This window comes from Oceanicaulis sp. (assembly GCF_051859625.1).
GTDB lineage: Bacteria > Pseudomonadota > Alphaproteobacteria > Caulobacterales > Maricaulaceae > Oceanicaulis.
Window position 1 is genome coordinate 1,462,107 of sequence record NZ_JBHYFH010000001.1, and the last position, 18,795, is coordinate 1,480,901.

At 62.8% G+C, this 18,795-nt stretch carries 22 protein-coding genes; 8 read left to right on the plus strand and 14 right to left on the minus strand.

What is annotated here, in order from left to right:
- Positions 1–93: 93 nt before the first annotated feature.
- The 5 genes from ACTIGF_RS07080 (at position 94) to ACTIGF_RS07100 (ending at position 6,067) form a co-directional block, all read left to right on the plus strand.
- Positions 94–2,517 carry a TonB-dependent receptor gene (locus ACTIGF_RS07080; protein ID WP_439636189.1) on the plus strand — a complete coding sequence of 808 codons (2,424 nt, stop codon included), beginning with the start codon at positions 94–96 and terminating at the stop codon, positions 2,515–2,517.
- Positions 2,518–2,537: 20 nt separating this feature from the next.
- Positions 2,538–3,770, plus strand: a complete 1,233-nt coding sequence (locus ACTIGF_RS07085) for a parallel beta-helix domain-containing protein (RefSeq protein WP_439636190.1) — start codon at positions 2,538–2,540, stop codon at positions 3,768–3,770.
- Entirely contained in the window at positions 3,767–4,921 is a 1,155-nt protein-coding gene (locus tag ACTIGF_RS07090) for an SO2930 family diheme c-type cytochrome (RefSeq protein WP_439636191.1), read from the plus strand. Before ACTIGF_RS07085 ends, ACTIGF_RS07090 begins: the two co-directional genes overlap by 4 nt.
- Before the next feature lie 81 nt (positions 4,922–5,002).
- A complete protein-coding gene (locus tag ACTIGF_RS07095) occupies positions 5,003–5,491 on the plus strand; it encodes a hypothetical protein (protein WP_439636192.1) in 489 nt (162 codons plus the stop codon).
- Between the two features lie 84 nt (positions 5,492–5,575).
- The gene (locus ACTIGF_RS07100) at positions 5,576–6,067 is read left to right on the plus strand and encodes a baeRF12 domain-containing protein (protein ID WP_439636193.1); all 492 of its coding nucleotides are present in this window, start codon (positions 5,576–5,578) and stop codon (positions 6,065–6,067) included.
- A gap of 18 nt (positions 6,068–6,085) precedes the next feature.
- Here ACTIGF_RS07100 and ACTIGF_RS07105 read toward each other — a convergent pair whose 3' ends face one another.
- The 7 genes from ACTIGF_RS07105 to htpX form a co-directional block, all read right to left on the minus strand.
- The gene (locus tag ACTIGF_RS07105) at positions 6,086–6,655 is read right to left on the minus strand and encodes a GNAT family N-acetyltransferase (protein WP_439636194.1); all 570 of its coding nucleotides are present in this window, start codon (positions 6,653–6,655) and stop codon (positions 6,086–6,088) included.
- Positions 6,656–6,724: 69 nt separating this feature from the next.
- Entirely contained in the window at positions 6,725–7,003 is a 279-nt protein-coding gene (locus ACTIGF_RS07110) for a DUF6916 family protein (protein WP_439636195.1), read from the minus strand.
- 16 nt (positions 7,004–7,019) lie between these two features.
- A complete protein-coding gene (locus tag ACTIGF_RS07115; RefSeq protein WP_439636196.1) occupies positions 7,020–7,616 on the minus strand; it encodes a phage tail protein in 597 nt (198 codons plus the stop codon).
- An 81-nt stretch (positions 7,617–7,697) separates the two neighbouring features.
- A complete protein-coding gene (locus tag ACTIGF_RS07120) occupies positions 7,698–8,294 on the minus strand; it encodes a phage tail protein (RefSeq protein WP_439636197.1) in 597 nt (198 codons plus the stop codon).
- Between the two features lie 124 nt (positions 8,295–8,418).
- Complete coding sequence (locus ACTIGF_RS07125) at positions 8,419–9,879, minus strand: methyl-accepting chemotaxis protein (protein WP_439636198.1); 1,461 nt, start codon at positions 9,877–9,879, stop codon at positions 8,419–8,421.
- Positions 9,880–10,212, minus strand: a complete 333-nt coding sequence (locus tag ACTIGF_RS07130; protein WP_439636199.1) for a hypothetical protein — start codon at positions 10,210–10,212, stop codon at positions 9,880–9,882. It lies immediately after the preceding gene.
- Positions 10,213–10,287: 75 nt separating this feature from the next.
- Positions 10,288–11,241: a zinc metalloprotease HtpX gene (gene htpX, locus ACTIGF_RS07135; protein WP_439636200.1), complete on the minus strand. Its 954-nt coding sequence runs from the start codon at positions 11,239–11,241 to the stop codon at positions 10,288–10,290.
- A gap of 76 nt (positions 11,242–11,317) precedes the next feature.
- On the opposite strand from htpX, the gene ACTIGF_RS07140 reads away from it, so the two are divergent.
- The 3 genes from ACTIGF_RS07140 to ACTIGF_RS07150 all read left to right on the plus strand — a co-directional run bounded on the left by ACTIGF_RS07140 (position 11,318) and on the right by ACTIGF_RS07150 (position 12,467).
- Entirely contained in the window at positions 11,318–11,521 is a 204-nt protein-coding gene (locus tag ACTIGF_RS07140) for a DUF1674 domain-containing protein (protein WP_430431163.1), read from the plus strand.
- A 51-nt stretch (positions 11,522–11,572) separates the two neighbouring features.
- Positions 11,573–11,899, plus strand: coding sequence for a hypothetical protein (locus ACTIGF_RS07145; RefSeq protein ID WP_439636201.1), 327 nt, complete (start codon positions 11,573–11,575; stop codon positions 11,897–11,899).
- Between the two features lie 85 nt (positions 11,900–11,984).
- Positions 11,985–12,467, plus strand: a complete 483-nt coding sequence (locus ACTIGF_RS07150) for a thermonuclease family protein (protein ID WP_439636202.1) — start codon at positions 11,985–11,987, stop codon at positions 12,465–12,467.
- Here the strand turns inward: ACTIGF_RS07150 and ACTIGF_RS07155 are convergent.
- The 7 genes from ACTIGF_RS07155 to ACTIGF_RS07185 form a co-directional block, all read right to left on the minus strand.
- Positions 12,464–12,694, minus strand: coding sequence for a DUF2061 domain-containing protein (locus ACTIGF_RS07155; protein WP_273144116.1), 231 nt, complete (start codon positions 12,692–12,694; stop codon positions 12,464–12,466). The genes ACTIGF_RS07150 and ACTIGF_RS07155 overlap by 4 nt on opposite strands.
- A 103-nt stretch (positions 12,695–12,797) precedes the next feature.
- Positions 12,798–14,120 (minus strand): bifunctional folylpolyglutamate synthase/dihydrofolate synthase, encoded by a 1,323-nt coding sequence (locus ACTIGF_RS07160; RefSeq protein ID WP_439636203.1) that lies wholly within the window; start codon positions 14,118–14,120, stop codon positions 12,798–12,800.
- Positions 14,121–14,134: 14 nt separating this feature from the next.
- Positions 14,135–15,013: an acetyl-CoA carboxylase carboxyltransferase subunit beta gene (locus ACTIGF_RS07165; protein ID WP_439636204.1), complete on the minus strand. Its 879-nt coding sequence runs from the start codon at positions 15,011–15,013 to the stop codon at positions 14,135–14,137.
- Between the two features lie 56 nt (positions 15,014–15,069).
- Positions 15,070–15,888, minus strand: coding sequence for a tryptophan synthase subunit alpha (trpA, locus tag ACTIGF_RS07170; protein ID WP_439636655.1), 819 nt, complete (start codon positions 15,886–15,888; stop codon positions 15,070–15,072).
- Positions 15,866–17,077: a tryptophan synthase subunit beta gene (gene trpB, locus ACTIGF_RS07175; RefSeq protein ID WP_439636205.1), complete on the minus strand. Its 1,212-nt coding sequence runs from the start codon at positions 17,075–17,077 to the stop codon at positions 15,866–15,868. Before trpB ends, trpA begins: the two co-directional genes overlap by 23 nt.
- A 102-nt stretch (positions 17,078–17,179) precedes the next feature.
- Positions 17,180–17,830, minus strand: coding sequence for a phosphoribosylanthranilate isomerase (locus ACTIGF_RS07180; RefSeq protein ID WP_439636206.1), 651 nt, complete (start codon positions 17,828–17,830; stop codon positions 17,180–17,182).
- A gap of 55 nt (positions 17,831–17,885) precedes the next feature.
- Positions 17,886–18,731: a putative metalloprotease CJM1_0395 family protein gene (locus ACTIGF_RS07185; RefSeq protein ID WP_439636207.1), complete on the minus strand. Its 846-nt coding sequence runs from the start codon at positions 18,729–18,731 to the stop codon at positions 17,886–17,888.
- Positions 18,732–18,795: the final 64 nt, after the last annotated feature.

An 18,795-nucleotide genomic window follows, 5' to 3' on the forward strand; every position in this document is an offset into this window, starting at 1 on the left:
TGGCTTGATCAGTTTTGCAAAATGAGAATAGTATTCTGTTTCTGATACCGGACAGAGGGAAAAACCCCGCCGGTCTCTAGGGGGAGAAAAACTATGAAATATGCGCTCTTTATCGGCGTATCCGCCAGTGTGCTCGTTCTGGCGGCGCCCATGACGTCGGCTGTGGCCCAGGAAGGCGTGTCCAATACAGGCGTGGACACGATCACCGTTACGGCTCAGCGACGCACCCAGGATATTCAAGACGTGCCGCTGGCGATCGAAGTGGTCACGGCGGAAAACATCGACGCCATCGCCGCGACCAATCTCAGCGATCTTGACCAGTTCGTACCGGGCCTGAATGTCAGCGGCGGCAGTCCGACCCAGCCGCGTTTCGCCATTCGCGGCGTTTCCACATCCGATTTCGGCGTCGGCACGGACCCGGCGGTGGGCGTGTATGTGGACGGGATTTATGCGGCGCGCTCGGGCGCGTCCTTGCTCGCCTTCAATGATGTCAGCCGGGTCGAGGTGATCAAGGGACCGCAAGGGACCTTGTTTGGCCGCAACTCGGCCGCGGGCGCAATTTCGATCACGTCCAATGCGCCTTCTGATGAGGTGGAGGCCGAGCTGGCCTTGCGGATGGGCGAAAATAATCTGCGGCGTTTCGAGGGTCTGCTGAACATTCCCTTCGCCGAGGATTTCGCCCTGCGCCTGAACATGGTGGTCAACAAGCGCGACGGGATTCTGACCGATGCCGCCACCGGCGAAGATTATGACCGCCAGGACAATTGGGCGGTGCGGGCGGCGGTCGGATGGACCCCGACCGAGATGACCGATGTGATTTTCCGCTACACCCGTGAAAAGCTGGATGAGGATGCTCGTCCCGCCATCGGCATCACGCCGCTGCCTGCAGCGCCTGGTCGTCCGGCTGTGCCCGTGGATGTCTCAGTTCTGCTCAACCCGTTCGAGACGCCGATCTACAATGACGTCTCACCGAATTTGGAACAGCGTGATCTGGATGAAGCCTCGATCCATGTCACCCATGATTTCGGGGCCTTCACCCTGCAATCCATCTCCGCCTTCCGGTATTTCGAGACCTCCAACCGTCAGGATGAGGACGGCACCAACCGGATCGAGCTCTATTTCGACACCAACAATATCGAGCAGAACCAGAGCTGGTATCAGGAATTCCGCCTGTCCGGCGCCAATGACCGTTTCGACTGGGTCGCCGGCGTCAGCTATTACGATGAAAACGCCACCCAGGTCAGCGAAACCGGCGCGTTCACCAATTCGATCGAAACCGCCCTGTTCAATCTGGGGGCGGGTACGCCCTTCAGCGATCTTGAGAACGGCTTGTTGATCCCGTTCGACCTGCCGCAGCGCCTGCTGGGGCACGAATGGACCGAGTCCATGTACAATCGCGGTGATTTCTCGGCCTTCGCCGCCTTCGCCGACGTGGAATTGCGTTTGACCGACCGCTTCTCCCTGATCGGCGGCGCGCGCTATACGCGTGACGAGAAGACTTTCTCCTGGCTCAACGGCCCGCGTGTCGCGCCGGATCTGGATCAGGCGCTGGCTGAGCTGGACGCCTTGGGCGTGCTGGGTCTGGCCGGCGTCAGCCCGTCCGATTTCGGGTTCGATATCGTGTTTGATCTGGCCGGGGCCGCCGGGCTCGCCTGTGATAACGGCGTAACCGTGGCCGAGGGCGTTCTGTGCGAACGCTCAGACAGCTGGGATGATATCAGCCCGCGTCTGGTGGCGAACTTCAACGCCATGGACAATCTGTTGCTCTTTGCGTCCTACACCCAAGGCTACAAGGCCGGCGGCTATAACAGCGTCGAGGTCGGATCGCGCTTTGAAAATGAAGACGTGGACAATTTCGAAGCCGGTCTGAAATGGACCGCTCCGGATCGCTCCATGCGCATCGCCGCCTCGATCTTCCACTATCTGTACAAGGACAAACAGGCCGTGCGCCTGGTGGCCAATGTGGGCGGATCGGGCGTGCCGCAATATGTGGTGGAGACCAGTGACGAGAGCGGGACGGGCGTGGACTTCCAGGTCGACTGGGCGCCGCTCGCCGGGTTCGAGGCTTACCTCAACCTGCAATATATCGACGTCACCTTTGACGAGCGGATCACCCGGTCGGGACTGGATCTGTCCGGTCAGCCCACCGGCACGCCGGAATGGTCGATCTCCACGGGCGCCAGCCAGACCTGGTCGCTGTCAAACGGCTCCGAGTTCGAAGTGCTCGGCGCTTACGCTTACACCAGCGAAAACCGCTGCAATGAGGAAGCGCGCCAGCAGCTTGGCTGTGCGGTGATCGCCGGCATTCAGAATGGCGAAGCCCAGCAGCGGCTCGATCTGCGAGCCTATTGGCGCGACAGCGCGGACCGGTTCCAGCTTGGCGCCTACGTCAACAATGTCTTTGATGAGCAATATCTCGACGGCGTGGGCAGTCTGACCGCGGACACGTTCGGTACGACGCACGCCCAGATCACTCCGCCGCGCATGTGGGGCGTGGATCTTCGGATTCGCTACTAGACCCCTAAGAGGACGAAATCATGAAACAGTTCAAATCAATCCTGATCGCGACGAGCATTCTCACCCTGGCGGCGTGCGGCGGTCCTGAAGACAGCCGGGATGTCTCGGGTTTTGACCGGGAGTACCAGACCGCGTTGATGAACGCGCTTCTGGACGCCCAGCCCGGCGACGTCATCGACATTCCGGCGGGCGAGTTCATCATCGAGCGCGGCCTGTCGCTGACCGTGGACAATGTCACCTTGCGCGGCGCGGGCATGGAGGAGACCGTGCTCTCCTTCGCCGAACAGCGCCAGGGCGCAGAAGGGCTTCTGGTGTCCGGGGTGGACGGGTTCACTCTGGAAAACCTCGCCTTTGAGGACACGGTTGGGGATTCCGTGAAAATCTCGGACTCCACAGACGTGGTGATCCGCAATGTTCGCGTGGAATGGACCAATGGTCCGTCAACGGACAATGGCGCTTACGGCCTCTACCCGGTCCAGTCGAGCAATGTGTTGATCGAGGGCGCGGTGGCGATCGGGGCGTCGGACGCCGGCATCTATGTGGGCCAGTCTGAAAACGTCATCGTTCGCAATTCGCGCGCCGAATACAATGTGGCCGGCATCGAGATCGAGAACTGCAACAATGCTGACGTCTACGGCAATGTGGCGACGAACAACACCGGCGGCATCCTGATTTTCAACATGCCCAATCTGCCGCGTCCCGGCGCTGGCACGCGGGTGTTCGACAATGACGTGTTTGAGAACAACACCGGCAATTTCGGCCATGCCGGCACACCGGTGGCCAGCGTTCCCGCCGGCTCGGGCATCTTGATCAACTCCAATGATGATGTGGAGATTTTCAACAACCGGCTGCGCGATAACCGCACCGCCCATGTGATCATCTCTTCGCTTTATACCTCCGGCTATGAAGATCTCGGCGTCACCGAAGGCTTTGATCCCTACCCTGAGACCATCCACATCCATTCCAACTCTTATGAAGGCGGCGGCGGCAATCCTGACGGCCTGGACCTGCAGGCTTTGCGGGTTGCGCTGTTCGGCCCGACCGGTCGACTGCCGGGCGTGCTTTGGGATGGGTATGTGGATGAGGCCAAGATGGTCGACGGTTCGCTTCCTGACGACCTGCGCCTGTGCGTGACCGACGCCGAGGTGCTGAATGCGGACGCGCCGAACGATTTCTCCAGCCCGCAGATGGCGGACGCCGCCCTGTTTGACTGCAGCCATGATCCGCGCCCCGCGGTGGAGCTTGATCTGTGATCAGACGTTTTGTCCTGAGCCTGTGTGTGAGCGTCCTTCTGGCCGCTTGCGCACAGGAGGCGCCGCCCGCGCCGCCTCAACCGAGTTTTATCGCCGACGGTCGCCCTGAAATGCTGTCGGACTGGGGTCAGCTGGCTGTCGGCGGCGGGGTGCTGGTGCTGGGCGACCAGGTGACGCCTTATACGCTCGCCACAGGGCTGTTCACCGACTACGCCCAGAAATTGCGCACGGTCTGGATTCCCGCCAGCGCCGGGCCGGCCGGGTATGATCCGGAGGTCGCCTTTGATTTCCCCGTGGGTACGGTGATCACCAAGACCTTCTATTATCCGCGCGCGACGGGGGGTTTTGAGCGTGTGCTCAAGGCCGGGCCCGGCATGGCGCACTATTCGGAACGGCAGATCGATCTGGACGCCGTCCGGCTGATCGAAACCCGGGTGCTGGTGCATCGCGAGACCGGCTGGGAAACCTTGCCTTATGTGTGGAATGACGATCAGACCGAGGCGCGCCTGTCGCGAGCCGGGGCGTTCGTTGATTTGACGCTGGTTTCAGAAGCGGGCGAGCAAGCGCTGGGCTATCTGGTGCCGAATGTGAACCAGTGCGCAGGCTGCCATGAGACCGATACCACTGACGGCGTCGGCGCGCGCCCGATCGGCCCCCGGGCGCGGCATATGAACACCGATTTTGAGTATTTTGACGGTGTGGCGAACCAGATTGACCATTGGTCTGAGCTGGGTTTGCTGGCGGGTGCGCCAGCATCACAAGACGCGCCGCGCAATGCGTCGTGGCATGGCGAGCTGCCGCTGGCGGGCGTCGCTCTTGATGAGGCGGCGCGCGCCTATCTCGACATCAATTGCTCTCATTGCCATTCACGCACAGGCCCGGGTGACACGTCGGGCCTGTATCTGGAGGCGTCAGAGCCTGTGGGGCCCCATCTGGGGGTGTGCAAGCTGCCGATCGCGGCGGGCCGCGGTACAGGCAATCGCCGCTATGACATTGTGCCGGGCGCGTCAGAGGAGTCCATTCTCAGCCACCGTCTGGCCAGCGTGCAGTCTGATGTGATGATGCCAGAGCTTGGCCGCGCGCTCAGCCATGATGAGGGTGTGGCGCTGATCGCGGCCTGGATTGACGCGATGAGCGGCGGCTGCGGCTGAGCGCTCGGGGTTTAGGGCTTGGCGGGCGGAGCGGCATTGGGCAAAGTGCCTGAAGTTTCACCGCCTGCCCCGGAGCCGCCCATGATCATCCGTTCGCTTGTCCTGTGCGCCGCATCCGGCCTCGCCCTGACCGCCTGCGCCACCTCCGAGCCAGTGTGTCGTCCGGCGGAGATGGGCGAACGCGCCGCTTTTGGCGCTCTGGTCGCGCATGATGAAGCGCGTCTGGCGCAATTGATGGCGCAAGGCCCTGGCGCGGAGCGGGTGCGCGCTCTGGACCCGCGCGTGGAAGCGCAGATTTTCGGCGTTCGCATGGGCGATGCCGCAGTGCGTACGGTGCTGATGCAGCCGCCGCTTTGCGTTGTCGACGGGCCTGAAAGCAATGGCGAGCGGATCAGCTATGTGTTCCCGCAAGCGCGATTCCAGGCCTTGCAGAATCCTGACCTTGAGGGGCTGGAGCGTGGTCGGCCGGGGCTCGATTCTATCGCTTGCCGGTATCAGCAAGGCCCTGATGGCTGGCGCCTGTCGGACGCTTGCCTGCAAACGTTTGCGCCGGTCGCCTCATCCAGCTGATCAGCGCCGCGACTTTTCGCCCGCTGGGCGTTCTCTGCGTTTTCGATACACTGGTTTTCCCATCCTGATAGGGAGGACAGACCGATGTCTTTGCACAAGGAGCCGCTCTGGGTCGCTGCGTTTGATGGCGGCAAGGCGAGGATCTTTGAAAACACCGGCCCCCGCACGGCGCCAGATCTGGCTGTGCGAGCGGAGTTCGAGATCGAAAATCCGCCGGATCGCGATCAGGTCAGTGACGCGCCGGGACGTCTCGCGGACGGCGCCGGGCGCAGCGGCGGCGCCGGGCTGCCAAAGGGCGTGGCGGTTGGCGCGTCCAGCGTCGAGCATGCCAGCGCGCATGATCTCGCCGAGACCGAGTTTGTCAGCGACTTTATTCGTCATTTGAACGCTGAGGCCGAGGCGAAGCGTTTTGGGGAGCTGATCATTCTGGCTGCGCCGCGCGCATTGGGTGTCGCTCGTTCCGTGATGGAGCCCGCACTGACCGATCGGATCATCGCGCAAGAAGCCAAGGATGTGGTTGGCGAATCCAATTCTGTGATCGCCGAGCGGGTCGGCGCGATCCTGTTTCCCGATTGAGCAGCCCGACGCAAAGCGTCAGCCTGGGCTGATTTCAGTCTGATCAGGCGTCGTCAGCGGGTCGCGCCAGGCCATTTCGATAAAGGCCCCGGCGCCGGGCGAACCCTCGCCTGCGAGCCCTTGAGAGATGAAGCCCAGCCTGACGTAAAGCGCACGCGCCGGGTTGAGCGGATTGACTTGCAGGGTCAGCGGAACGCGTTGTTGGGAAGCGGCGCCGCAGAGCCCGCGAATGACGATTTCACCAATCCCGCGACCGCGATAGGCGGGCAGGACGTTGATGTCGAGCAGACGGATCTCGTGATCTCGAAAGTCGGCGTATACGCGCCCGACCGGGGCGCCGCACCATTCGATCACAGCGTATTTGGCCAGCGTGAAGGCGTTGAAATAGGCGTCATGTTGCGCGCCGTATTGCTGTTTGTAGACGGTTGCGAGCAAATGATCGTCCACCTGCCCGCGCAACATTTCAAACTCCCAGGCCCGACCCGCATCATGCACCTGGCGTAAAAAGGCTTCGTCCCGGGCCTGAGCGGGGCGCAAGTGAATGTCGAGCGGATTGACATCCGGTCGTGAGGTTTGGGGCGCAGACATGGGAATCCTGTTTAGCTCAGAGCTTTGGGATTGCGCCATGGTCCGGCGCAATCCCCGTAATGCACCGACTTAACCGAAGATGATTTCGAACAGCGGCTCGTCGCTCGGTCCGACCCTATGGATCAGCAGATCGTGCGATCCGATCGCATCATGGCTCAGCGCATAGGCGCTCATCGGGTGGAAGTCTTCCGGTCCGCTGAATTCCAGCGTGAACGGCGCCGGCAGGGACGGCGTCGGCGCCTTGCCTTCGGTGACGGTCTTCAGCGTCAGGCTGCGGCCTTCCATGTCAAAGGTTTCACCCACAAGCGGTTTGAAAACGTCTGCTGTCAGCTTTTCGATCGTGGTCATATCAGGTCTTTCTTGATTAGCTGCGCGACGGATAGAGGCCGTACATGCAGATCTGGAAGTTCACGCCCTGATAGGGCGAGCGGACATAGAGCGGATCTCCATCGCCAGTCGTCCCCGTGATGTTGTTCACATTAAATGGCTGGGGAGGGACGGGAATGGGGGCCATCATTCCGGCTGGGTCGGACATGGTGGTTGCGTAGATTCGGGTGCTCGATGAAGTAACGCCCAGATAGGCGTTGTCAGGCGACGTGCCGAAGGCAGGGTCGCTGGAGACGGGCATCGTCGTTGAACCGCCCGTCGTCTGCCCGGTTGCTTGGAAGCTATGGGCGTGAGGCGGCATATCCAGCTGAGTCAGTTGGGTGTTTTCAATCCCGCTCCTTTGTCCCATGAGGACTGGATTAAAGGGCGGCGCCGCGCCGTGGTTGACGGGCTCGCGCCCTCTCAGATCAGGCAGCCCGAAAGTGACTTGGCCATTGCCGCCAAACTGTGTGCCGATCAGCGAAAAGAGTGTGGAGTTTTGCGCGATTGAGAGCAGGTTGCCGCCGCAATAGCCCCAGTTGCGGATGATGAACCCGCAGCCGAACGCCGAGATCATCGATATGAATGTGTTCATGGAAGTCTCCATTCACAGGAGTTCGCCTTGCTGTCAGGCGCTATTGAGCCCCGTCAGAAAGGCTGACGGAACGGGTGAGCGCTAGCTGCGCGAGGGGTAGAGGCCAAACATGCAAATCTGGAAGTTCACGCCCTGATACGGGGACCGCACATAGAGATCGTCTCCGAGCCCGGTATTGAACGTGGTGCCGGACATTGAAACAGACTGGGACGGGATGGGGATCGGACCCATCTCACCAGGGGGTGTGGAGAGTGTGGTGGCGTAAATCCGGGTGCTTGAGGGGGTCATGCCCAGATAGTTGCCGTTCGGGTCGGTGCTGAACGCAGGATCTGCCGAAACAGGCAAGTAGGTCACCTCGCTACTCGTAGCGCCCGTAGCGTTGAATGCGTGATTGTGTGGCGGCAGATTATGAGTGCCGATGCTTGTATATTCCAGACCAGCCCTTTGCCCGAGACTGACAGGATTCAAGCCTGGACCGGTCCCGAAGTTTACGGGTGCGCGCCCGCGCAAGTCAGGCAGTCCAAAAGTCGTGCGCGCATCGCCGCCATAGAAATCACTGATCAGTGAAAACAACGCGTTATTCTGACTGATGGCGATAATGCCGCCGGCGCAGGCGCCCCAATTGCGGATGATGAAATTGCATCCGAACGGGGTGATCATTGAAATATAGGCGTCCATACGTCCCTCCCTTTTGAGTTAGGGAGAGTGACAGACGGACGCCTCACTGCAACTAAAAATTCCCTTTTTTGGGGATTTTCTCAACGCCGCATCTATTCAGAAGGGTGTCGCGGTCGGGTCTGGATCAGGCCGCTGAATCGAGATCCGTGCGGAATTTGCCAAGTTCTTCTGACAGGTGTTGAGCCGCAGATCGCAAACCTTCCGCAGCCTCATCAAACTGACCCGCCGCCTGGTTGGCGCGCTCAGCGGCGCCGGACACGGCTGTGACTTCATCGCTGACCCGTCCGGTGGACTGGGCGGCGTCCGCCGCCAGGCGCGCGATCTCGTCTGTGGCGCTGGCTTGCTGGCTGAACGCGTCGCGCGCACTGGAAGAGGCGTCGCGGATATCGCCGATGGTCGAACCAATCTGGTTGAGCGCAGAGCTGGCCGATTCCGCCGCGCTGCGCATGGCGTTGATCTTTTTGTGGATGTCCTCGGTGGCCTTGCCAGTCTGGTCGGCCAGCTCCTTCACTTCGCTGGCGACGACCGCAAAGCCCTTGCCCGCTTCGCCGGCGCGCGCGGCCTCGATCGTGGCGTTCAGCGCCAGCAGATTGGTCTGCTCGGCGATATCGCTCACCAGCTTGGCGATGTCTTCGATTTCGCGTGCGGCGGTATGAAGCTCCTGCATGGAGCCGTCCGCCCGGCCTGCTTCAGACTCGGCGCGGACAGAAATCTCATCAGAGGTTTCAAGGGTGCGCGTCACTTCTGCGATGGACGCCGCCAGCTCCTGAGCGGCGGACGCCACAGCTTCCACATGTCCGCTTGTCTGATGGGCCTGATCCGACGCGGAGCCGGCGCTGCTCGCGGTCGCGCCTGAATCCGTGCGCAATTGTCCCGCCAGTTCGCTCAGCTCACCCGATGCGGTCTGCAGGCGATCCAGCACCTGGCCGACCGTCTGCTCAAAATTATTGGCGATGTGGGAGATGTTTTCGCGCGACTGATCGCTTTGCGCCTGTCGTTCCTTGTCGGCCTCAAACAATTGGCGCGCCTGAATATTGGCGGCTTCAGCCTCGGTGATCGCCTGATCGGCGTCCGTCAGCGCTTTGGACACCGCGTGGGCCAGCCAGATCAACACGGCGGTTTCACCCACCACGACGACCGCGTGGAAGATAACGCGCAGTACATCGCCGCCGCCCGGAAAGAGCGCGGAGGGCAGGATGAAGTTCAGGCCAAGGTGATGCACGGCGGTGACGCCGGCGGCCGCGACCAGAGCGCGCCAGTCGCACAACAAGGTGACCATCGCCAGCGCGGCGAAGAAGGTCATGTGCATGTCGATCTGCCAGGCTTGCCCACCCATCATATAGGTCAGGGCGGCGGGCAGTCCGACCATGCCGGCCCCGACGACCATGCGGCTGGACGCCTCACGCGGGGCGGTTTTCCAGACGAAGGCCGACAGACCCGCAATCAGGGCAAGCACAATCGCGCCGAACAGAGCCTTGCCGCCGTCCAGGAACAGCGCCCTGGCGAGATAGACAGGAATGGCGGCGACCTGGATGCCGACGAGCACCATCATCGCTTTGGCTTGCAGGGCTTCGAGACGGGTCATTTAGGAGAGTCCCCCAGTTTGGGATCCGCTGACGGAACATCCGCCCAGAATGATTGGATCCGCAATGATCCAGGCCCCGGCGGCGCGCAGCGATGCGGGGCTGGATGTGTCGGTGATGTTGACGATCACGGCGCCAGGCGCGGCGCCGAACCGCACCAGTTCCGCGCCAGCCTCCGCGATGCGGACAAGCTGTTCAGAGCGGCTCAGGCGCGGATCCAGGAAGACAGCAGCCTGACCCTGATCCGGGGCGTCCATGATGGCGCCGGTCACCGGTACAGTGGTGATCAACGCGACCATCAGGCCCAGACAGATTTGTGGAAGGCGCTTCGCCATATGGTCGGATTCCCTGAATGATTTCATTCAGGGATGCGCCAATATTGTTAAGCACTGGTTGAGGTCTTGTCCGATTCAACCCCAGGGGCCGCCATACTTCCCCCCAGAAGAGGGTTCGTCTGATCCGGTGTTGCTCCAGGGCCCGAAATCCCCCCAGGGGCCCGTAGCCGATGACGGCGCAGCGCCGCCCATACGGCGCAGCCGCGAGATGCGATTCGCGGTGGCCGGGTGGGTCGAGAACAGATTGTCTGCGCCCTGTCCGTTCAAGGGGTTGATGATGAACATATGGGCGGTGGCCGGGTTGCGCTCAGCGGCGACATTCATCGTCTGACGCGCGCCGCGTTCGATCTTTTCCAGCGCCGAGGCCAGCCAGAGCGGATCACCGCAAATCTCGGCGCCGCCCTTGTCCGCGTCATATTCACGCGCTCGCGAAATCGCCATCTGCACCAGGCCAGCGGCCATCGGCGCCAGGATCGCCAGAGCGAGCGCGCCGATAAACCCGCCGCGGTCGCGTCCGCCGCCAAAGAACAGCGCGAAATTGGCCAGGAAGCCGATGGCGCCCGCCAGGGTCGCGGTGACAGTCATGGTCAGGGTGTCGCGATTGCGCACATGAGCGAGCTCATGCGCCATGACGCCCATCACTTCCTGCCGGTTCAGCGTTCTCAGAAGCCCTGTGGTCGCCGCGACCGCCGCGTTTTGCGGGTCGCGTCCGGTAGCAAAGGCGTTGGGCTGATCGCTCTCGATCACATAAACGCGCGGATAGGGCAGGCAGGCCCGGTCAGCCATGCCCACCGTGTCAGACGCGAACTGGCGCAAGACCGGATCGCGTTCATCAGGCGTGATCTCGCGCGCGCCATGCATGCGCAACACCATCTTGTCCGCATTCCAATAGGCGAACAGGTTCATGGCGCCGGCCAGGACCAGCGCGATCATCGCGCCGCCAGGTCCGCCGATCAGATACCCCACGCCCATGAACAGGGCGCTCAGCGCGGCGAGCAGAACGAAAGTGCGAAGCGTGTTAGCAGTCATTGATGGCGTCACCTGTCTTGGCGGAGCGGCCTCCGCGACTTAGGTAATTGGGCGTAGACAAGAAGGACTGCAAGAGATGAGCGATGCAGAAGCGCCTGAAGACGAGGCCCCTCGCAAGCCGTTGAGCGAGGCGGCGAAACGCGCCCTGGCTGAGGCCGAAGAGCGCCGCCGCGAGGCGGAGGCGGAGGCCGAACGCGCCAAAGAGCTTGGCGGTCCCAAAGGGCCGGAGCCGACCCGCTTTGGCGATTGGGAGAAAAAAGGCATCACCTACGATTTTTGAGGCGCTTTCTTCGTCGCTTCATCGCTGCGCCCTGTGTGCTATATTGGAACAATGAGCTGTCTTCTCGCCCTCGCCCTGATCGTCACCGATCCCGCGCCCTTGCTGGGCGGACCGGAGGTGGCGCGCGTTCAGACCCGCGTCGTTCAGGAGCATCATGGGAGCGCTTACACCTATCAGTCTTCAGCCTATGGGCGTCAGACGCGCGCCGTGACAGCGCCGGATGACGCCGTTGATCGCGTGAAGGCCGGTGATCCGATCCGGCTGGACGCTGGGTTCTTTTACGGTCCGCTGACCGGCGGCGTCGAGCAAGCTCCGCCCCGGATCATCGTGGTTCGCACCCATCACCGCCCTCACTGGACCGAGCGCCGCGCGTACTAAAGCGCCCTGAATGTCTGACGGATTGATTGCGGGACAGGCGGCAGTGTCGCTTTTCCGACTCAGATAATTTTCCTATACTGGCGATATGATCGGATTTGTCGCCCTTACTGCGAGCATGTACGCTTCAATGCACCTTCAGGGTGCAAGCCAGGTTGCAGGGCCTGTCGCCGCAGAACTCGTTGAGGTGATCGACGGGGATACAATTGCGGTCAGGGCGCATATCTGGCCGGGTCATTATGTGGAGACGCGGGTGCGTCTTGATGGGGTGGACACGCCCGAAACCCGCAGGCCTGAGTGCGAAGCCGAGCGCTCGGCGGGCCATGAAGCGACCGCCTTTACGCGCGCCTGGCTGGACGCTCACCCTGACATCAGCTTGCATAATGTGCGTTTGGGCAGTTTCGCTGGCCGGGTGATCGCCGACCTGCGCGCACAGGCGCCGACGGGGTCAGAGCCTGCGGGCTTGTCGGACGCTTTGCTGGCGGCGGATTTGGCCGTGCCCTATGGCGAAGACGGCCCCTGGTGCCGACCGGCGCAAGTCAGTGGTCCCGTGCAATCGCGCCCCCGTTAGACGCCTGACCGGCTCCAGGCGCGTTCGTGAACCGTATAGGCGAGTGTTTGCACCGCTGGTTCGATCAGGCCGATCGCCAGCGCCGCTTTCCAGTTTTGTGTCAACGCATAGGCCACGCTGATCGCGACGATCAGGTGCATGAGGCCGTAGGTCACTGGCTTGAATGCCCGCACCGGCAGCTCAAACGGCAGGGCGGTCCGGGGAATGGATTGCAGAATTTCGGTCATCACGCGCTTCCTTATGCGAACTGTTCGCAAGAAGGAAGATAGAGAGCCGTATTCCATTTGTCATATGAATGCTTCTGATCAAGTTGATCGAAAAAGCCTATGACTAGCCCGGCGTGGTCTGCACCGATCCGTTTTCATTCAGCGCCAGCACCTGACCGGCGAGATAAAGCGAGCCGCAGATCACCACGCGCGCGCCCGGATAATCGCTGATGGCGTCGCGCACTGCTTCTGTAAGGTCAGACGCGGTCTGGGCGGGAAGACCGGCGTTGCGGGCGGCTTCCGCGACGGCGCCAGGGCTTTGCGCGCCGTCGCGTCCGCCTTGAAAATCAATGGCGATGACGCGGGCGGCGAGACCTTCGAAATACGCCAGAAAACCGGTCGCGTCCTTGTTGTTGGAGAAGGCGCAGATCAGCACCAGCGGACGCTCGCGCCCGGCTTCCATCTCCCCTAGGCTTGAGGCGAGGGATTCTGCGGCCGAGAGGTTATGCCCGCCATCAAGCCAGAGCGCGCCTTCGCCCTCGGAGACGATCCCGGCCAGCGGCCCTTCGGTCAGGCGCTGCAGGCGCGCGGGCCAGCGCGCGGTTTCAAGCCCCGTGCTGACCGCTTCAGGGCTATAGCCGCACGCACGGGCCGTGGCGGCGGCGACGCCCGCATTGGTGATCTGGTGCGACCCCGCAAGGCTGGGCGGGTTGAGGTCCCACAGCTCGTCTTCGGCCTCGAACACCAGCCGACCGTGTTCGGTGTAGGCGCGGAAATCCTGCTCCCAGATCGAGAGCGGCGCCTTGAGGCGCTCGGCGGCCCGGCGGATCACAGCCTCGGCGTCTGACGTTTGCGGCCCGACGATCACCGGTACGCCCGGCTTGATGATCCCGGCTTTCTCGGCGGCGATGTCCGCGATGGTGTCGCCCAGAAAGTCCTGATGATCGAGGCTGACCGGGGTGATCACCGTGCATTGGGGCTTGGCCAGAACGTTTGTGGCGTCCACCCGGCCCCCAAGGCCGGTCTCAAGGATCAGGCGCTCGGCTGGCGTTTCGGAAAACAGCAAGAAGGCCGCCGCCGTGGTGATTTCAAAGAAAGTGATCTCGTGATCGCCATTGGCGGCTTCACACCGCGCGAACGCGTCTTCAAGCCGGGCGTCATCGACGATCTCGCCCGCCAGCACGATCCGCTCGTTAAAGCGCACCAGATGCGGGGAGGTATAGACATGGCAGCGCTCGCCGGCGGCCTCAGAAATCGCCTTCAGAAAGGCGCAGGTGGAGCCTTTGCCATTGGTGCCGGCCACATGGATGACGGGCGGCAGTCGGTCTTGCGGACGTCCGAGCGCGTCAAGCAGGCGCTCGATCCGGCCCAGCGACAGGTCGATCTTTTTGGGATGCAGGCGCGAGAGGCGTTGCAGCGCCGCCTCAATGGTTTCAGCGGTCGCCAAAATGCTCTCTCCGCTTACTCGGTGCGCGCCGGGGTGTTGTCCGCGGCGGCGGGACGTTTCAGAAGAGTCCGCATCAGATTGCCCAGCACGGTGCGCAGCTCGTGACGATGCACGACCTTGTCCACCATGCCCTTGTCCAGAAGGTATTCCGCCCGCTGGAAACCTTCGGGCAGTTTCTCGCGGATGGTTTGCTCGATCACGCGTGGACCGGCGAAGCCGATCAGGGCGCCCGGTTCTGCGATCTGCACATCGCCCAGCATGGCGTAAGACGCGGTGACGCCGCCCGTGGTCGGATCGGTGAGGACCACGAGATAGGGCAGCTTGGCGTCTTTAAGCATTTGAACGCCCAGCGTGGTGCGCGGCATCTGCATCAGCGACAGCGCGCCTTCCTGCATGCGCGCGCCGCCTGCGGCGGTAAACACCACCAGCGGGGTGCGGCGCTCGACAGCCGTTTCGCAAGCCTTGAGGAAGCCCTCGCCTGCGCCCATGCCCAGAGAGCCGCCCATGAAGGAGAAGTCCTGAACCAGCACGGTGGTCTCGATGGATTTGATCGAGCCCACGCCGATCGCCATCGCGTCTTCGCGCCCGGTTTTCTTGCGGGCAGCGGCGAGGCGGCCTGTATAGGGCTTGTCGTCCTTGAACTTCAGCGGATCCTTGGCGACCTCGGGCAGCTCCACTTCGGTGTAATCGCCGTCAAACGTGTATTTGAACCGCAGGGCCGGGCCGATGCGCATATGGTGGCCGGCGGGGGTGACGTGCTGGGCGGCTTCCAGATCCTTGTTAAAGACCATCTCGCCGGAAATCGGACACTTCACCCAGAGATTTTCCGGGGTGTCGCGCTTTTCGAACATTTTCTGGACGCCCGGCGGGGTCAGTTTCTGAAGCCAGCTCATATCGCGTCACACCTCTTCAAACACGTTCTAAAACACCCGGCTGAGCGCCCGACCCGCTAGCGTGCGGAATGGGCGGCGTCCGCCAGGGATCCGGCGAGATGCAAGGCCTGGTCCACGCCGTTTTGCGCCAGTTCCTCGACAATCGCCGAACCGACCACGACCGCGTCCGCCACCTTGCCGATCTCGGCGGCGCGCTCGGGCGTCTTGACGCCAAAGCCCACAGCCACCGGCAAACCCGACGCGGCGCGCACCCGCGCCACAGCCGCAGATATATCTCCGGTCGCGCCCGATCCAGCGCCGGTCACGCCCGTTGTGGATACGTAATAAACAAATCCGGACGTGTGTGCGACCACTTGCGGCAGACGCTTGTCGTCGGTGGTGGGGGCGGCCAGGCGCACAAAGGACAGGCCGTTGGCGTCCAGCGCGCTACGGAACTCCGTGTCCTCCTCGGGCGGGATGTCCACGCAGATCACCCCGTCCGCACCCGCCGCGGCGGCGTCAGCAGCGAACTCAGCGTAGCCGTAAGAGAAGAAGGGGTTGGCGTAGCCCATCAGCACCACGGGCGTGTCGGCATGGGTTTCGCGGAAGCGTTTGACGATCCCCAGCACGCCGCGAAGCGTCATGCCGCCCGCCAGCGCGCGGATCGCGGCGCGCTGGATGGTCGGCCCGTCCGCCATGGGGTCGGTGAAGGGCACGCCCAGCTCGATGACGTCCGCGCCTTTATCGGCGAGGCCCTGCATCATCTTGAGCGTGGTGTCGGCATCGGGATCACCCGCCATGACATAGGCGACAAACCCGGCGCGGTTGTCAGCTTTCAAAGCGGCGAAGGTGGGGGCGAGGCGGGTCATGGTCTTAAAGCTCCACACCGAGCGCATCGGCGACGGAGAAGACATCCTTGTCACCGCGGCCGCACATATTCATCAAGATGACGCCGTCTTTGCCCAGTTCTTTCGCGAGACCGCGCACGCGCGCGAGGGCGTGGGCGGGTTCAAGCGCGGGGATGATGCCCTCTTTCTGTGAGCAGAGCTGGAACATCTCAAGCGCTTCGGCGTCGGTGGCCGAGCGGTATTCCGCCCGTCCCACATCATGCAGGAAGGCGTGTTCCGGCCCGATGCCGGGATAATCAAGACCGGCGGAGATGGAATGGCCTTCGGTGATCTGGCCGTCCGCATCCTGCAAAAGATAGGTCTTGTTGCCGTGCAGAATGCCCGGGCGGCCGCCATTGAGGCTGGCGGCATGGTCAGGCGTATCAAGGCCCTTGCCCGCGGCTTCCACGCCGATCAGGCGCACGCCCTCGTCTTCAAGGAACGGATAAAACAGGCCCATGGCGTTCGATCCGCCGCCAATGCAGGCGACCGCGGCGTCGGGCAGGCGTCCGATGCGTTCAAGCATCTGCTCGCGCGCTTCGCGACCAATGACGGACTGGAAATCACGCACCATCGCCGGATAGGGGTGGGGGCCCGCCACCGTTCCGATCACGTAGAAGGTCTCATCGGGATAGGTGACCCAGTCACGCAGCGCCTCGTTCATGGCGTCCTTGAGCGTGCCGCGCCCGGAGGTGACGGCGTGGATCTTCGCGCCCAGCAAGTTCATGCGGAAGACATTGGGCTTTTGACGCTCGACGTCGGTCGCGCCCATGAACACCTCGCAGGGCAGGCCGAAGCGAGCCGCCACGGTCGCGGTCGCCACGCCATGCTGGCCGGCGCCGGTTTCAGCGATGATGCGGGTCTTGCCCATGCGTTTCGCCAGCAGCACCTGACCCAGGCAGTTATTGATCTTGTGCGCGCCGGTATGGTTGAGCTCGTCGCGCTTGAACCAGATTTTCGCCCCGCCAAATTCCTCGGTCAGGCGCTCGGCGAAATAGAGCGGGCTCGGACGGCCGATGAAATCGCGGCTGAACTCGTCAAACTCGGCCACAAAATCAGGGTCGGTCTTGTAGTGCTCATACGCTTCCTGCAGCGCCAGAATGTTCGGCATCAGCGTCTCGGCCACATAGCGGCCGCCGAACTGTCCGAAACGGCCCTCAGCATCAGGCTGTTGGGAGAAGGCGTTGGGTTGGGTCATGACAGCGGTCTTTCACGACGCTCAGGGGCGCGAGGCGCGCAGCCCTGACAGGTTCTAAAGGTCAGCTTCAGAGAAGCCGGTAAAGCGAGGCGGCGCAAGGCGTCAGAGCGCTTTGACTGCAGTGATGAACGCCTTGATTTTGTCTAGACTTTTTACGCCCGGCTCAGCTTCGACGCCCGATACCACATCCACCCCCGGCGCGCCGGATTGAGAGATGGCGTCGGGGACGGTCTCAACCGTCAGTCCGCCCGCCAGCAGCCAGGGCTGGCCGGGATCAAAATCCTTGAGCACGCCATAGTCCCACGCTTGCCCGAGCCCGCCGGGCCGGTCCGCGTCCTTGGGCGGCTTGGCGTCAAACACAAAGCCGTCCACATGGTCTTTGTAGGTCAGGGCTTTTTGAAGGTCGTCTGACGTGGAGACGCCCAAGGCCTTCCACACCCCGATTTCGGCATAATGGCGCGCATCCAGGCACCGCATCGGGCTCTCCCCGCCATGAAGCTGGATAAAGTCGGGCCGCATATGGCGCAGCACCTCGCCCATCAGCATTTCATCGGGATCCACCAGCACGGCGACCGATTTGGCGGCGCCTTTGCGTCTGGCGAGCGCGCCCATTTGCTCAAGCGAGAGATGGCGCGGGCTTTTGGGAAAATGAATGAAGCCCAGATAATCCGCGCCTGCGTCCACTGCGGCGTCCACGGCGTCGGCGGAGTTGAGGCCGCAAATCTTGATCAGGGGCGTGCGCGTCTGTGTCATGCGCCGGATGTAGCGCTGAAGCGCGGTCCCGCCAAGTCAGGACTGTGTGTTGGCTTTAGGCGACCAGACCCACAAGCTGGCTGACCGATTGAGCCCGTGTCGTAGCGGAATAAGCGCCATTGGCCTGATTGATCTGGGCGGGCTGGGCGCCGCCGCTGAACCCGAAGGGCGCAGCTTGTCCGTCCGCCTGTTCGGCGCTTGGGCCTGCGAACGGACTCTGGGTATCTGGCGATTGCGGGCCTGTCGAAGGCTGTGACGGATCGGACGGCGCATCCCCGCGCGCGACGGCCTCGCGTTCTTCACGGTCCTGCGCGGCCTGCTCGGCGCGGGCTTGCTGGGCGGCGGCGTCAGCGGCGGCGGCGACCTTGCGATCCTGACCAGACGGTTCAGCCGGCGCCAGGGCGGCGGCCTTGACCACGCGCATTTTCTCGATGGTGGCGGCCGGGTCGCCGGGAATGGGGCTGGCGTCGATCTGCACCTCGCCGCCGACGGCGTATTGCTTGCCGTCGGGGCCTTGCTGGAAGCTGTAAGACGGGGCGCTGGCGTATTGGCCGCCGGCCGCCTGGTGCGCCTGCTCGTGCTGGCGCACTTCACGATCGCGCTTTTTCAATTCGGCGACCTGTTTTTGCTCAGCGTCAGAGAGTTGCTCCCCCGGCTGCGAGGCCTTGGCGGCGCTGGAGGATTGTGCGGCGGAGGCTGGGTCGCTGAGTTGTTGAGCGGCGGCGGACAGGGAGACCGGATCATTGATCGCCGTGCGGGGCGAAGCCGCAGCCGTGGAGCGATCAGGGGATGGAGTCAGCCTGTTCGCTTGAGCGGTCAGCTCACGCGTTGGGAAGGCGACGCCCGGTCCGCCTGTGTAGGCCGGATCGGCGCCGCCCAAGCTCACGGGCGAAAGCGCCATGGATCATCCCGACAGATACAACCTGCCGGAGAGAATGGAGCACAACCCTTAAAGCTTTGGTAAT